The organism is Sinorhizobium alkalisoli, assembly GCF_008932245.1.
Lineage (GTDB): Bacteria > Pseudomonadota > Alphaproteobacteria > Rhizobiales > Rhizobiaceae > Sinorhizobium > Sinorhizobium alkalisoli.
In genome coordinates, this window is record NZ_CP034910.1 from 1,903,332 (window position 1) to 1,917,991 (window position 14,660).

Sequence of the window (14,660 nt, forward strand, 5' to 3'; positions counted from 1 at the left end):
GGCAGTGAGGCCTCTCAGTCCTCGCGGAATGCGTGCCGCATTTGGTCCGTCAGCGGCTTCGTCAGGTAGGAGATGACCGTGCGGTCGGCGATCTTAATGAACACCTCCGCAGGCATGCCCGGATAAAGAGACAGTCCGGCCAGCCTGGCCAGGCTTTCAGGCTTCGGACGGATGCGCAACGGATAGTAGCTGGCGCCGCTACGCTCGTCCGTCACGAGATCCGGCGCCACGGTCACGACCTCGGCCTCGACTTCAGGCGTCGTTCGTAGATTAAAGGCGCTGAATCGGATTTCGACCGGTTGGCCGACCTGGACCTGGTCGATGTCGTTCGGTGCGATGCGCGCCTCCACTGTGAGGTCGTCCGCCTCCGGCACGACGAGCATCAGCGTCTCGCCGGGATTAATCACGCCGTTCACAGTATGAATGGCCAGTTGGTAGACCCGGCCGGAGAGCGGTGCGGTGATATCGAGCCGCCGCAATTGGTCGGTCGCGGCCGTGCGGCGCTCCTCATATTCGGCGATCTTCGCCTCGACGTCCGTCAGTTCCTTGGAAATCTCAGTGCGCCGGTCTTCGTCGAGTTGAAGTATCTGCAAGTCGATTTCGCTCGATTTTCCTCGCGCCTGTGCGCGCCCTGCGATGTGGCGACCGCGGTCGCCCTCGAGTTCCGCCCGCTGCCGCTTCAGGGTAGTCACGCGCTGCATCGGCACCAGCCCCTGGCCGTAGAGGGAATCGACGCCCGTCAGTTCCTCATCGATGAGCCTCAGTGCATCCTCGATCGCCTTCAGTTGGACGGTCAGTCCTTCGATCTCGTCGGCAAGCTGCGCCTTTCTCGAGGCAAGCTGGCTCTTCATCCCGGTGAGCGCCGAGCGGCGGCTTGCGAAGAGCCTCCTCTCGCCGTCCACGAGTTTTGCCGCCGCCGCACCGGAAATGAAACTCTCGAGATCCGCGTCGATTTCAAAGTCCGGCGCGCCGATGCGCTCGGCCTGAAGCCGCGCGCGACGCGCATAAAGCTGCGCCAGCGTGCCTTCGACGATTGCCAGGTTGGCGCGAACAGTAGTCCCGTCGAGGCGGATCAGCACCTGTCCGGCTTCGACGCGGTCGCCCTCCTTGACCTTGAGTTCGCCGACGATGCCACCCGTCAGATGCTGGACCTTCTTGACATTGTCGTCGACCACGACAACGCCACCGGCGACGATCGCGCTCGAAAGTTCCGTCGTCGCAGCCCAGCCGCCGACGCCGGCGACGAGCGCGAGCGCGAGGACGGAGACTCCGACCAGGTGCCGCCCGAGCGAGCGCTGCGCACTCATCTTTTCCTTGCGCTTGCTCATTGTGCCGCCTCCTGGCCCTCCGTCGCGACCGTGAACCGCGATGACGCCACGGGTTGTGGCCGAAGCACCTTGCTCAACACCTCGTCCTTCGGACCAAAAGCCTGCATGCGCCCCTCGTGCATCATCAAAACGAGATCGGTGCTGGCAAGGGCGCTCGGCCTGTGGGCGATGACGACGACGATGCCGCCCCGCGCGCGCACGTTCATGATCGCCTCGCTCAAGGCCTGCTCCCCTTCCGCGTCAAGGTTAGAGTTCGGCTCGTCGAGCACCACAAGGAAGGGATCGCCATAGAGGGCTCTCGCAAGTGCGACGCGTTGACGCTGGCCGGCGGAAAGAGCTACACCGCCCTCACCGATTTCGGTGTCGTAGCCATTCGGGAGCCGAAGGATTAGGTCGTTCACGCGCGCGGCTTGGGCGGCAGCGACGATCGCTTCGGGCGGCGCATCCGCAGCGAACCGGCAGATGTTCTGCGCCACGGTTCCAGCGAAGAGCTCGACGTCCTGCGGAAGGTACCCGATGTGCCTGCCGAGCGCGTCGGTGTCCCACTGGTCGAGTGCCGCCCCGTCGAGGCGAACGGAGCCGCGATAGGCGGGCCAGACGCCGATCAGGGCCCGTGCCAGCGACGATTTTCCGGAACCGCTGGGGCCGATGACGCCAAGCGCACTGCCGGCATGCACGGTGAAACCGACGTCGGTGAAGATCAGGCGTTGTGCCGCCGGCGGACCGCTCGCCAATGCCTCCACGCTCAAGCGTTCCCGAGGAGCGGGCAGTGCCAGTGGCGCCTCCGTTTCCGGCAGTGCGCCCAGCAGGTCCTTCAGTCGCTGCCAGCTTTGGCGCGCCGAGACGAGGCCTCGCCAATTGCCGATCGCGAGTTCCACCGGAGCGAGCGCCCGGGCGGTCAGGATTGAGCCTGCGATAATGATGCCGGGCGAGGCCTCGCCCTCGATGACGAGTACTGCGCCCGCCGCCAGCACTCCGGACTGCAGCGCCATGCGAAAAACCTTCGAAAGCGCGCCATAACCGTTGCCAATATCGGAGGTGCGCCTGTTCTGGTCACGGAACTCCGAATTGCGTTCCTCCCAGAGGCTCGTCAGCCGGCCGGTCATGCCCATGACCTGGACGACTTCGGCATTGCGCTGCGAGGCCTGGGCAAAGGCGTTGCGCAGACCTGCCGCTTCGGATGCCTTCCTGGAAGGCGCCTGCGTATTACGATTGGTGAGATAGGTCAGAACTGTCAGGATGAGGCCGCCGCCGATCGCGACATAGCCGATCACCGGGTGGAACAGAAAGCAGATCGCGACATAGAAGGGCAGCCACGGCAGGTCGAACAGCGCCGCTGGCCCGGCACTCGAGAGAAAGGAGCGGACCTGTTCGAAGTCGCGGAGCGCCTGGAGGCCATCCCCTTGCATCCGAAGCTTCAGCGGCGCCTTGACGAGCGCCCGGTAGATGCGAGCGCTGAGGCTTTCGTCGAGCGCTCCGGCAATGCGCACCAGCATGCGCCCGCGGATCAGTTCGAAGACGCCCTGAAAGCCATAAAGCAGCAAGGCGAGGAGGCTCAGCGCGACCAGCGTGGGAATGCTTCGGCTCGGCAAAACCCGATCATAGACTTCGAGCATGAAGAACGAGCCGGTCAGATAGAGGATATTGACAAGCGCACTGGCGACGCCAACGCCGATGAAGGCCGTTCGGCAGTCGCCAAGGGCGGAGGCGGGATCGATGTTCCTGCCGTTCGAACCGGGCTCAGGCACTGGCTGCATTCTCCCTGTCGACGCGGTCGGTGAACGATGCGGACCTTTCCAGTCGATTCCGACAGACACGTTTCAAAGTTCTGCTGTGTTCGCTCATGCTTGGTCTCGTTGACTATGCCGGCTGCTGCCAATGGGCCTGGAGTTGTCTACCTGAAGCCAGCGGTTTATGGAAAGGCTCCCGGTTGACCACCATCCTTTGCCTTGACCGCCGAACCCGCGGCTTCCTGCCGGCCTCTGCAGCTTCTCCGTACGGAGTTGCCAAGTTGTTACCGACATGCCGAAAAGTCCGGCGGCGGACATGGTCGATTTAACTATAGCAGAAAAGCTGCATCTTCTGCTTGCACTACTGAAATCATCTACACGAGATCGGCGACCGATGAGGCAATATCTGAGGAATCTCACCGCAAAAGAGCGCAACGCAACGACAGACCGGCATCTCGCCTTCTATCTCACTTTCGTCGCTGGCGCCGCCAATGCTGGCGGCTTCATGGCCGTGCAACAATACACCTCGCACATGTCGGGCGTCGTTTCGGCGATAGCCGACAATATCGTGCTCGGCAAATCGGCGCTTGTCGTAGCCGGGCTTGTGGCACTGGCATCATTTGTCGCCGGCGCGGCTACCTCCGCGATTCTCATCAATTGGGGACGGCGCTTGGAATTGCAGGCGGAATACGCACTGCCCCTGATGGTCGAGGCGCTCCTGCTCATCGGATTTGCAACGATCGGCCCCTTTGTCGATTCGCAGGAAGACGTCATCGTCTCGGTGACCATTGCGTTGCTGTGCTTCATCATGGGCCTGCAGAATGCCATCATCACAAAGCTTTCGGGCGCCCGAATCCGAACGACCCATGTGACCGGTCTCGTCACCGACGCGGGCATCGAACTCGGCAAGCTCCTCTATTGGAATGGCGGCACGCCCGGAGGGGACCGAGCACCCGTGCGAGCCGACCGTCAAAAGCTGAGGCTGCTGACGTCGCTGATCGGCCTCTTTCTTACAGGCGGTGTTTGCGGTGCAATATTCTTCAGCGCATGCGGCATGGCCGCGGCACTATTCCTCGCCGCGCCGCTGACGGTCATCGCTGCGCTGCCGGTAGTTGAAGATCTTCGCGCCGTCTTGGGTCGATAATGCCGCCCGGCCGCAGCGCAATTCACTCGGCTACGGCATGTATGCCGAGCAAGTGGGCCGTACCAGACGCTTCTTCCTCCTGGGCGGCATCGCAACCCTCAATGTTGCCGCCTCTTGCCCACAGAGCAGCATGGCTCATCAGCCTTTCCATCTCCTTGCGGAGCCGGTGCCAGGTGAGAATGTCTTGCGCGTGCAAGGCGTTGCTACGGAGATCGTAGAACCGACCGATCTCGTCGCCGCTCTCGTTCCGGGCGGCTTCCAGCCTCGACTTCAATGCGTTCGCCTCGTCTTTCGCCTTGAAATAGCGACGCATGACTTCAATCAATGCTAGGTCGTTTCGGCTCGCATCCAAGGGCGTTCCTCCGCGTGGTTTCATGGCTGCTGGTCGAACGGAGTATCAACCTTCGGGCCAAGGAAGGATCGCCATCGCGCGAAACTTTGGCACTTTTCCGGCGGCGGCCTCGGGAAAGTCATGTTCGCAGCGCAACGCGGCTTCGCGGCGCCGAACCGCGTCACCGATTCGAGCACGAGGGAAACCTGGCCGCGGCCGCTATCGCGATCCGTCACTACTTCTGACGGTAGACAAGCACGGGAATGGTCGAATGCGTCAGCACCTTGGCGGCAACACTGCCGATGACCAGCGCGCCGAAACCGCCGCGGCCATGCGAAGACATCACGATGAGATCGGCACCGATCTCCTCTGCCTTCCCGATGACGGCACGATAGATGTCATGGGTTCGCGTCTGATCGGTCCTACAGGGAACGCCAGCCGTCTCGGCTTTGGCGCGCGTAGCGGAAAGGATCTCGGCGGCATGTACATCGGAGAGCGCCTCATATTGCTCTCGCGTTTTGGCCAGTTGCTCCGCGTCGATCGAGACGAGGTGAAACGGCTCGATCACCGTGAACACCGTGATCTTGGCGCCGATCTCCTTGGCGAATGCAATGCCGGCGTCCACGGCAAGCGTGGCGAGCGGCGATCCGTCGGTGGGGATAAGGATGTTGCGAAACATGAAAGCCTCCGTTGAACCCCACTTCAGGCTATTCGCACCAGTCTCAACGGCATTGACGCAGATCAACAGAGCGCCAACCACAAGAAAAAGGGCCCGGAGATTTCGCCGGGCCCTGTATCTACCTGCAATGGCGGCAGTGCTCAGACCCCTGCGTGGAGTCGCTCGTGAGCGCCCTGCTTCACATTTTCCGCCTCCAGATCGGCATGCGCTTGCGCGTGTCGCCGGTTGTAGCGGATCGACGACCAGAGCGAGAGGCCGATAAGTCCGGCCCCGCCGAGGCCGGTAATGACCTCCGGAATGTGCACCAAAGTCTGGCAATACATCACCACCGAGAGGATGAGGATCGCGTAGAATGCCCCATGTTCCAGATAGCGGTATGCGCTCAATGTTCCCTTGTCCACCAGCATGATCGTCATGGAGCGGACATACATCGCACCGATGCCGAGTCCAATGGCGATGATGAAGAGGTTCTGCGTCAAGGCGAAGGCGCCGATCACGCCGTCGAAGGAGAAGCTGGCATCAAGCACCTCCAGATAGAGGAAGGCGCCGAATCCGCCCTTGGCCGCAGCGCTCATGGTCTGCTGCGACGCGTCGAGCAGACCGCCGACGACCTCCACCAGGAGGAATGTCAACAGACCGTAGACCCCGGCATGTACGAAGACATTCGCCTCTTCACCCTCGAGCAGGGCTGAAAAGCCGAGGATCAAGCTGAGCACGAAGGCGATCTCGATCCCTTTCACCGTCGCAAATCGCGCCATCTTCCGCTCGATCCACGCTATCCAGTGCACATCCTTCTCCTGATTGAAGAAGTAGCTGAGCCCAACCATCATGAGGAACGTGCCGCCAAAAGCCGCGATCGGCAGATGCGCCTCGTGCATGATGCGGGCATATTCCTCGGGCCGCACTGAGGCGAGAATGATCGCCTCGACCGGGCCGATATTCGCCGCGATGACGACGATCAACAGCGGGAAGACGATGCGCATGCCGAAAACGGCGATAATGATGCCCCAAGTCAGGAACCGGTGCTGCCATTCCGGCCTCATGTCCTTGAGCTTGTTGGCGTTGACGATTGCGTTGTCGAAAGACAAGGAGATTTCGAGAACGGCGAGCACGGAGCAAATGAAGAAGACTGTTGCCGTGCCGCTGATGGTACCGGTCGATTGCCACCCGACCCAGGCGCCGAGGAGAAGACCGATGGCCGTGAAGATGAAGGCCCACCGGAAATAGTCGAGCGCACCCTTGTTCGAATGAGCGTCAATCATGGCGAACCTCCCCTGCATATGCAGTTGCGTAGGCAAAAGGGAGATTAGTTGCGGGAAAAAAACGCATAGCCGAAAGGGCACATGCGTCGAGCATGGGATTGATTTTCATGGTAGCTATTCCGCCGGCCTGATTTGCTGGCGGTACCGACATCACGAGAGCGCCGTAAACTCTCGCCAGAGGGGCCCGGCACCAATGTTCATCCCGCGATCTGATGCCTGAGAGCGGGAGCGACCCTTTAATTAGCAAGGCTTTGCGCCGCGTCAAGAGGATGCGGACGCCACTTACCGACAAACATGCAGGCCTGCACGGCCCGCGGGAACCAAAACGGGGCCGATAGGTTTGGCTTTCGATAGTAGATGCTGTGAGGAAGCGTCATGCACTGTTTCTGGTGGGATAAAACCGTCGAGTTGGAACTTGGAGAATCGGGCGGACACCGCTCCGTGAAAAGCACGCGGGAAGCCGTGGAACTTCTGCTGCTGCGTTGGCCTCAGAAGGATGGACGCGCCTTTGCGGCTGCGAAGCGGACGTGCATTCAGGCGCTGGATGGCAAGGTGAGGACGGAGAAGGCCCGAAAGGCGTTCATCAAGGCCGCCGAAGAGGCGCATATCTCCATCAGCAGCCATTGACGGTGGTCCGGCCCAAGACGCAAAGCGGCTCCGCCCGGTGGGCGGAGCCTATCCTGTACCAGTAAAGCCGGAGCGCGCCTGCGCGTTCCGGCCATCAAACCTCTCTGGCTACGATTTGTTCCGGTGGCCACATGCAAATCCTCGTGGAGGACAAGCCCCCAGTCGGGGCTTTAGCGCCTGCCCAGCATGCGGCACGGTCAGGCCGGACGAAGGAATCATTAACCATCTTGCCGATAGACGTGACATTCAGGCGAATGCGGAGTGATTCGATGGCAAGAAACTTGGACGAACGGATGATGGGGCGCAAAGGCGGAGAAATCCTCGCATTTCCCTTGGCGGCTCGGGCGGGCGACGTCAATCGCTGTTCGCGGGAACTCGACCGTGTCCATGGCGATGCCGCCGTCCACTACTGGAGAACGGAGTGCCGCAAGCTCGCCGAGAGGCTTTCGGCACTTGGATTGAGAGATGAAGAGATCCGCCGCGAGATTATAGGCTTCCAGGTGGAAGTGCAGGCCGCGATGGCGCGGCGCTACCAGCAGCCGGCCGTCGGACGCAATCGTTCCGACAGCGGCGCCTGACCGACCAATGCACCGGCGTCAACGCTCCTGCGCCGCCTCCGGATCGAGCTTGGCACGCAGCGCTGCATCGCGGAGAATGGATGTTATCTCCGCGGTCATCGCGTTCTGCCTGGCAAAGGCCTCGGACGGGACCACCCCCGGATCCTCCTCGTGATCCTGAACGATCCGGGCCTCATCGATGGTGCGGCTGATTTCCGCCCACAGGTCTTCATGGCGTGACAGACCCGATAGGATGGCGACCAGGATCTCCCGATGGGCCGCCAGTCGGAACTCGAGCTTCTCCATATTCGCCTCCCAAATCACTTAATTTCGCGAGCCCAGCGCGTAGCGCGCCGCCCGCCAGGGCTTGCGACGCGCTCCACTGGGTTCTTGCCTGTTCGGCGACATGTGGCTGTGCACCGACCGAACCGGCCAACCCTCACAAGCCGAACTCGTTCCGACTACTGAAGGATCTGAACGACGGTTCGGTCCGCGGGTTTCACGATGACGCGCTGATCATTGACGATCGCATAGGCGTAGTCCGGTTGGTCCGGAATCGTGTGGATCTCCACGGTCTCGGGTAGCGGCTGTCCGGCGACGATCTCGCCCTCGATGGTGACGGACGGGGTCTGCTGCTCGAGCACATAAGTCCTGACTGGGTCGGGCAGCACGACCGTCGTCTGGGCGACTACCGATGCCGGCAGAAGCAGTGCGGCACAGATCAGAGCAATTCTTTTCATGATCTATTCTCCTTTCTCACGCCTCTTCAACCGGCTCGATCAACTTTGGTTCCCTGCAAGGCGACGCCGCACGCGACGCGCGCAGGAAAGCGGTCCTTTTCGGGCTTCGTCCTTGAAATTCGAAGAGCGCCCTCAGTCGACGGAGTTGAGCGTCATCGACGTGCCGGCGGCAGCGACATTGAGGCCGAGCTGGCCGGTCACGCTCACCGTTTGCAAGTGGATCGATCCGGCAGTGCCGCCGACAAGCACGTTGGCACCGACGCCAGCGCCGATCGTGGCCTCGGCGGTTGCACCCTTGTAAAGGCCGCTCAGCGAGCCGTGATGATAGCCGGCGGTCGGTGCGAACACGGCCCAGAGGAGACGACTGCGCATGGTAAAGCCAACATCGATACCAAGCTTGCGGATCTCCCCGGTATAGCGGTCCTCGATCTCAGCGCCGCCGAGCGAGCGAAAGGCGCACTCGATTTCCTTGGAAGAGCCGAGCACATATCCAGCGCCGCCGCCGATATCGCACTCGAGATAACCGATCTTGACGCCGTTCTGCGCATCCTGGATCACCGGCGGCGCCGGTTCCCGATAGGGCGCAAGGTCCGCCGCATGGGCGAACACGGCTAGAAAGGTCAGCGAGGCGGTGAAAACTGCGATGGCAAGATTCGACTTCATTTATTTTCTCCTTATCGCATCGTCGCAGGCAGAACGGAACGGACCCGCTCCAGGCGAAGTGCCGCGACCGCGCGCCGCATGGAGGGCCTTGCCTGCGAAGACGGGCGCACCGTTCGGGCGTATTGAGACATTTCAGAGGCGAACCGGCCTAGGGGGAGATTTTTGGAGCGCAGTGTTGCCGATGCGTCAATTCAACCGGAGAAATTGCTCGACAGCTCGCGCGTGCCCGGTGACATTTCGGTGTTTGACGCACGTCCAATCCGCCACGCAGAATGGACGAATTTAATAGGGCCTGACCCTAATTGCGGGCTCCGTTTAGCCGCCATTGACCAGTTGCAGAATGAGCTGGTGCACATTGCCGCCGTTGCTGAGCTCAGCCCGGTCGAACTGCCGGCTTTGCAGTCTTTGGGCGTTGGAAAGCGTGCCCAGCCGCTTCGTCATCTCGGCCTTGATCTTGTGGCATTTCGGGTCCGCCGGGACGGTAAGGCCGACCGTGGTCGCCTCGATTTTCCGCACCATCTCCTTGATGTACTCGCCATGCACCAGCTCATGGCGATACACGCCGGAGATGAACACCTGCCAGCGCTCCTTCGTCCCGACCGGCAACGGCTTGGCCGGCTCGGGCAGCGTGTAGGTAATGGCAAGTCTCGGCACCGCCGAAACCAGCACGCAAGCATCGCCTTGAGCCTCATACTTCCGGGTCCAGGTGAGCTTGAAGCTCGTAAGCGCAATGGCGCGCGAGAGCCCACCGACCTTCGGCCCCCGCTCGCCGATCGACGCATAGAGCTCGGGGCCGGACAGGCCGGCAATATGATAGGTTTGAACCTTCTCGACCGCCTGCCATTCGCCGAGCGCGGCCGCGGGCGCTAGCACAAGACAGACCAGCAACACACACAATCGATGGCCCGTCTTCACGCAAATCCCTCACAAACACCTTTTGATGGCCGCAGAAACTAAGAGGGACGCGCGGCGGTTTCAATCACCTCCATGCCTGCCGATGGCTGGCGCGCATCACACGCTGCTCAGCAGAAGGCTGGTCTCGCTGTTGGCGACGCCGTCTATCATCCGCACTTCGCGGAGGATCCGATCGAATTCGGAAAGGTTGGCCGCGCGAATATTGGCGACGAGATCCCAATTTCCGTTCGTCGTGTGCAGTGAATAGATCTCGGGGATCCCGCGTAGCTTGCGAATGACCTGCGTCGTCGATTTCCCAATGACCTCGATCATCATGATCGCATGCACGGTATTGACATCGTAATCCTCCCTGACACGCACCGTGAAGCCCAGGAGCGTCCCGGTTTCGATCAAGCGGTCCAACCGGTTCTGCACGGTGCCGCGGGCAACGCCGAGTGCATCCGAAAGCCTGGAGAGCGACGCTCGACCGTCTGCACGAAGGTGGGCAATGATACGGCGATCCAGATCATCCGGCGTATATTTTGCAATGGTCGTGTCTCTCGAATTCATTTTGACAATATTGTACAATCATCCTGAACAAACTGCTCGATACTATGGCGAAAATAGCACAGCTTTGCGCTTTCGACCAGCAGCGCCAATCGTTACGCTCTTGGATGCCGATCTCATGCAGGAGGAACATCGATGCTCTCACCGCTCCCGTCCGCGAAGGCAATGGTGCCGTTCGTCAGCGTCGAGAACATGATGCGTCTCGTTCATCACCTGGGCGTCGAGACCGTTCTGGCGGAACTCGCGGACGCCATCGAGGCCGACTTTCGCCGCTGGGAGAGCTTCGACAAGACGCCGCGCGTCGCCAGCCATTCACGCGACGGCGTGATCGAGCTGATGCCGACCTCGGATGGCAGCGTCTACAGCTTCAAATATGTGAACGGCCATCCCAAGAACACTGTCGACGGACTGCAGACCGTGACGGCTTTCGGGCTGCTTGCCGAGGTTTCGACCGGCTATCCGGTACTGCTCACGGAAATGACGCTGCTGACGGCGCTCCGGACGGCCGCGACCTCGGCGATGGCCGCACGGCATCTGGCGCCGAAGAGCGCGCGCACCATGACGATGATCGGAAACGGCGCCCAGGCTGAATTCCAGGCGCTGGCGATGAAGGCCGTCTGCGGCATCGATACAGTTCGCCTCTACGACATCGACCCCCGGGCGACCGAGAAAACCGTTCAAAATCTGGCTGGCTTCGACCTCAAGGTCGTCGCCTGTCGCTCGGCGCAAGAGGCTATCGAGGGGGCGGAGATCATCACCACCTGCACGGCCGACAAGCAGTTCGCAACGATCCTCACCGACAACATGGTCGGCGCCGGCGTCCACATCAACGCGATCGGCGGCGACTGTCCCGGCAAAACGGAGCTCCACCGCGACATCCTCAAGCGCTCGGACGTCTTCGTCGAATATCCGCCGCAGACCCGCATCGAGGGAGAGATCCAGCAGATGGCACCGGACTTTCCGGTGGTGGAGCTCTGGAAGGTCGTCACCGGCGCGGCGCCGGGCCGGCGTGACGCAAAGCAGATCACGCTGTTCGACAGCGTCGGCTTCGCGATCGAGGACTTTTCGGCGCTGCGCTATGTGCGCGAGCGGCTGTCCGGCACGGATTTCTACCAGAACCTCGACATGATCGCCGATCCGGACGATCCACGCGACCTGTTCGGAATGCTGCAGCGCGCGAAGTAACATGATTCCCGGACACCTACTCCACGTGCAACTCTTCGATGACACCGGCAGGGAAACGTCCGATTCCATCTTCCCCAACGATGGTAGAGGCTTTTAAAGCGCGTCGCGTTTAATGGTATTCGTGCAACGCGCTTTAGTTCTTTGTTTTCATGCACGTCGTTGGCCCAAAACCGCTTCACACTTTTTGGGCGACATGCATTAGCGACGCTGCTATTTGCGCAGCCGGAGCAAGGCTTTTCTGGCCTCTTCCACCAAGGGGTGGTCCGGGTGCCGGCGGATGAAGCGCTCGTAAGCCTCCACCGTATTTTCCGCACGCACCCGCTCGAACTCCGACCTGACGGCGGCTTCGTGATCCGGAGGCTTCTGCATGTTCACTCCGATTGCCTTTGGGACGCCGGCTGCTGTAACAGGCGTACACATTGCTGCCAGTATCATCAGGGCATAAAACGTAAGCAACTTAGGGAACGGCACGATTCTCTCCAATCTTCACGAACCCGTTATGGAAATCGTAGGCATTCGACGCCTACCGTCCCCATACGATCTGTCTATTTGATCGTGGAGCAATGTGCTCGCGCATCGCAATCGGGAATTTCGCATGAGTGGTACCGGTAAAACAGTCAAGACCGTCAGCGTGACCAGCAATAGCATGATCAACGGCGTGCTTTCTGGTTCGGCGTGGAGCGGCACCATCACCTATGCGTTTCCCACCTTCGCCAGCAGCTACGCCTATGGCGGCGAGCCGGATTACGGTTTCAGCTCCATATCGACGGCACAGAAGAACGCCGCACTTTTCGCCTTGGAGCAATCCTACGGCACGGCCGCCAATGACGGCTTTTCCGTCGAGGGGTTTACCAACGCCACGTTCAGCGCCGGAAACGCGAGCAGCGCGACAATTCGCCTTGCCCAGTCCCGCATGCCGGAGACCGCCTGGGCTTACATGCCGGACACCTATACGGACGCCGGCGACGTCTGGTTTGGCACCGCCTATGCCGGCACCATCTACGACTATCGCAAGCCCGTCGCCGGCAATTACGCCTGGCACACGCTGCTCCACGAAATCGGCCATGCACTCGGATTGAAACACGGTCACGAGACGGAAGGCGCGTTCAAAGCGCTGCCCAAGCAATACGATTCGATCGAATATTCGATCATGACTTATCGCGGCTATGTCGGCGCCGGCACGGGTTACCATTACGAGCGCTACGGCGCGCCGCAGACCTTCATGATGGCCGATATCGCCGGGCTGCAGGAAATGTACGGCGCCGATTTTACGACCAACAGCGGCAACACGGTCTACAAATGGACGCCCGGCAGCGGCGTAACCCTGGTCAACGGGGAGGTGGGCATCTCTCCGGGGGCCAACCGCATCTTCGCCACCATCTGGGACGGCGGAGGCAACGACACCTTCGACCTCACTGGCTACAAGACCGGACTCAAGGTCGATCTGCGCCCGGGGAAGGCATCGACATTCAGCGCCGACCAACTCGCCTATCTCGGCGGTGGTCCCAACAGCGGATACGCGGCAGGGAACATCTTCAACGCGCTGCTCTATCGCGGCGACACCCGCTCGCTGATCGAGAATGTCAAGGCCGGCTCGGCCGCCGACTCGATCATCGGCAATCAGGCAGCGAACAGGCTGTGGGGCAATGGCGGCAACGACAAGCTCTACGGCGAGAGCGGCAATGACAGGCTCTACGGCGGAAGCGGCCATGACAGGCTGTCTGGCGGCAGCGGCAATGATCTCCTCTATGGCGACGCTGGAAACGACCTCGTCTATGGCGGTAGCGGATCTGATCAACTGACCGGCGGCAGCGGCAATGACACGCTTCGAGGCGATGCAGGCAACGACCGGCTTTATGGCGGAACCGGAGCGGATAAGCTTACCGGCGGGACTGAGGCCGACACCTTCGTGTTCAGATCGATAAACGACAGCACCGTTGCCTCCACGGGCCGCGATACGATCTACGATTTCCTCCCTTCCGAGGGCGACAGGATCGATTTGTCCGCGATCGACGCAAACACGTCCACATCTGGCGATCAGGCGTTCACTTTCGTCGGTACGGCCGCTTTCAAAGGCAAGAAGGGCGAGCTCAGATACGTTAAGACGAGCTCGGATACCTATATCTACGGCGACGTGAACGGCGACAAGAAGGCCGACTTCGCCATCCACCTGGACGACGCCGTCACGTTGCAGAAGGGCTATTTCGTGCTCTGAGCCGTGTGCCGGGTGTATGCGCCGCCAACTCGGCTGTGGCCTCAGAAGAGAGCGGCGTGAGCATTGTCTACTGCCCGCCGGAGGTCGTCGATCGCCGAAGCCGAAGGCAGGACTTCGCCCTCCAGTTCGGGCGGCATCTTCCAGCCGGGATCAATGCCCTGCATGTTCGGCAGCTCGTGGGCAATGCCCTTGTGACAGTCGATACAGGTCGCGCGGCCGGCGAGAAGATAGCGCGTGTGGATCTCGGCGGCGCGCTGCGTCTGCTTCTGCAGGTCCATGGCAACGGAGGAGTGGCAGTTCCGGCATTCCAAGCTGTCGTTCGCCTTCAAGCGTGCCCATTCGTGTTGGGCAAGTTCCAGCCGCTTTTCCAGGAACTTCGGTCGCGTACTGATCGTGCCGAAGATCTTGCCCCAGACCTCCTTCGACGCCTGCATCTTGCGGGCGATCTTGTCCGTCCATTCATGCGGCACGTGACAGTCCGGGCAGGAAGCCCTGACGCCGGAACGGTTGGAGAAGTGAATGGTCCGCGTCAGCTCCTCATAGACATTGTCGCGCATCTCATGGCACGAGGTGCAGAACGTCTCGGTATTGGTAAATTCGAGCGCCGTGTTGAAGGCGCCCCAGAACATCACCCCTCCGACAAAGCCACCGAGGGTCAGGAAGCCGAGGCTCAGCGTTGCCGCGGGCGTGCTGACAAGACGCCACGCCCAGAGGACGAGTTTGCGGATTGGGCCCATC

17 protein-coding genes are annotated in these 14,660 nt (G+C 61.2%); 5 read left to right on the top strand and 12 right to left on the bottom strand.

Translation table 11 applies throughout. The annotated features are described in order from the left end of the window. Nucleotides 1–14: 14 nt before the first annotated feature. Together EKH55_RS26640 and EKH55_RS26645 are read right to left on the bottom strand one after the other, a co-directional pair. Entirely contained in the window at nt 15–1,328 is a 1,314-nt protein-coding gene (locus tag EKH55_RS26640; protein WP_151613804.1) for an HlyD family type I secretion periplasmic adaptor subunit, read from the bottom strand. Then, entirely contained in the window at nt 1,325–3,085 is a 1,761-nt protein-coding gene (locus EKH55_RS26645; RefSeq protein ID WP_069456873.1) for a type I secretion system permease/ATPase, read from the bottom strand. The genes EKH55_RS26640 and EKH55_RS26645 overlap by 4 nt, the downstream gene beginning before the upstream one ends. Nucleotides 3,086–3,452: 367 nt before the next feature. Here EKH55_RS26645 and EKH55_RS26650 point away from each other — a divergent pair, with 367 nt between their 5' ends. Further along, on the top strand, nt 3,453–4,202 hold the full coding sequence (locus tag EKH55_RS26650) for a YoaK family protein (protein WP_069456874.1): 750 nt from the start codon (nt 3,453–3,455) through the stop codon (nt 4,200–4,202). Between the two features lie 22 nt (nt 4,203–4,224). On the opposite strand, the gene EKH55_RS26655 is transcribed toward EKH55_RS26650, so the two are convergent. The 3 genes from EKH55_RS26655 to EKH55_RS26665 all read right to left on the bottom strand — a co-directional run bounded on the left by EKH55_RS26655 (nt 4,225) and on the right by EKH55_RS26665 (nt 6,474). Continuing rightward, on the bottom strand, nt 4,225–4,554 hold the full coding sequence (locus tag EKH55_RS26655) for a hypothetical protein (RefSeq protein ID WP_083265213.1): 330 nt from the start codon (nt 4,552–4,554) through the stop codon (nt 4,225–4,227). A gap of 214 nt (nt 4,555–4,768) precedes the next feature. Further along, complete coding sequence (locus EKH55_RS26660; RefSeq protein WP_151613805.1) at nt 4,769–5,212, bottom strand: universal stress protein; 444 nt, start codon at nt 5,210–5,212, stop codon at nt 4,769–4,771. Nucleotides 5,213–5,352: 140 nt separating this feature from the next. Then, nucleotides 5,353–6,474, bottom strand: coding sequence for a DUF475 domain-containing protein (locus EKH55_RS26665; protein WP_151613806.1), 1,122 nt, complete (start codon nt 6,472–6,474; stop codon nt 5,353–5,355). A 375-nt stretch (nt 6,475–6,849) separates the two neighbouring features. Between EKH55_RS26665 and EKH55_RS26675 the strand changes: the two genes are divergently transcribed. Both EKH55_RS26675 and EKH55_RS26680 read left to right on the top strand, forming a co-directional pair. After that, nucleotides 6,850–7,101, top strand: coding sequence for a DUF982 domain-containing protein (locus EKH55_RS26675; protein WP_069456879.1), 252 nt, complete (start codon nt 6,850–6,852; stop codon nt 7,099–7,101). A 269-nt stretch (nt 7,102–7,370) separates the two neighbouring features. Beyond that, nucleotides 7,371–7,679, top strand: coding sequence for a DUF6074 family protein (locus EKH55_RS26680; RefSeq protein WP_069456880.1), 309 nt, complete (start codon nt 7,371–7,373; stop codon nt 7,677–7,679). A gap of 18 nt (nt 7,680–7,697) precedes the next feature. Here the strand turns inward: EKH55_RS26680 and EKH55_RS26685 are convergent, their stop codons facing one another. The 5 genes from EKH55_RS26685 to EKH55_RS26705 all read right to left on the bottom strand — a co-directional run bounded on the left by EKH55_RS26685 (nt 7,698) and on the right by EKH55_RS26705 (nt 10,525). Beyond that, on the bottom strand, nt 7,698–7,964 hold the full coding sequence (locus tag EKH55_RS26685; RefSeq protein WP_069456881.1) for a hypothetical protein: 267 nt from the start codon (nt 7,962–7,964) through the stop codon (nt 7,698–7,700). A 155-nt stretch (nt 7,965–8,119) separates the two neighbouring features. Then, complete coding sequence (locus EKH55_RS26690; protein ID WP_069456882.1) at nt 8,120–8,398, bottom strand: DUF1236 domain-containing protein; 279 nt, start codon at nt 8,396–8,398, stop codon at nt 8,120–8,122. Nucleotides 8,399–8,530: 132 nt separating this feature from the next. Continuing rightward, on the bottom strand, nt 8,531–9,061 hold the full coding sequence (locus EKH55_RS26695) for a DUF992 domain-containing protein (protein ID WP_151613807.1): 531 nt from the start codon (nt 9,059–9,061) through the stop codon (nt 8,531–8,533). A gap of 315 nt (nt 9,062–9,376) precedes the next feature. Beyond that, entirely contained in the window at nt 9,377–9,976 is a 600-nt protein-coding gene (locus EKH55_RS26700) for a DUF922 domain-containing Zn-dependent protease (protein WP_151613808.1), read from the bottom strand. Between the two features lie 96 nt (nt 9,977–10,072). Beyond that, entirely contained in the window at nt 10,073–10,525 is a 453-nt protein-coding gene (locus EKH55_RS26705; protein ID WP_151613809.1) for an Lrp/AsnC family transcriptional regulator, read from the bottom strand. 132 nt (nt 10,526–10,657) lie between these two features. On the opposite strand from EKH55_RS26705, the gene EKH55_RS26710 reads away from it, so the two are divergent. Continuing rightward, nucleotides 10,658–11,707, top strand: coding sequence for an ornithine cyclodeaminase (locus EKH55_RS26710; RefSeq protein ID WP_151613810.1), 1,050 nt, complete (start codon nt 10,658–10,660; stop codon nt 11,705–11,707). A gap of 210 nt (nt 11,708–11,917) precedes the next feature. On the opposite strand, the gene EKH55_RS26720 is transcribed toward EKH55_RS26710, so the two are convergent. After that, nucleotides 11,918–12,076 (bottom strand): hypothetical protein, encoded by a 159-nt coding sequence (locus EKH55_RS26720; protein WP_106407740.1) that lies wholly within the window; start codon nt 12,074–12,076, stop codon nt 11,918–11,920. Nucleotides 12,077–12,302: 226 nt separating this feature from the next. Here EKH55_RS26720 and EKH55_RS26725 point away from each other — a divergent pair, with 226 nt between their 5' ends. Continuing rightward, nucleotides 12,303–13,922 (top strand): M10 family metallopeptidase C-terminal domain-containing protein, encoded by a 1,620-nt coding sequence (locus tag EKH55_RS26725; RefSeq protein ID WP_151613811.1) that lies wholly within the window; start codon nt 12,303–12,305, stop codon nt 13,920–13,922. 41 nt (nt 13,923–13,963) lie between these two features. Here the strand turns inward: EKH55_RS26725 and EKH55_RS26730 are convergent, their stop codons facing one another. Further along, on the bottom strand, nt 13,964–14,659 hold the full coding sequence (locus tag EKH55_RS26730; RefSeq protein ID WP_151613812.1) for a NapC/NirT family cytochrome c: 696 nt from the start codon (nt 14,657–14,659) through the stop codon (nt 13,964–13,966). Between the last annotated feature and the right edge of the window lies 1 nt (nt 14,660).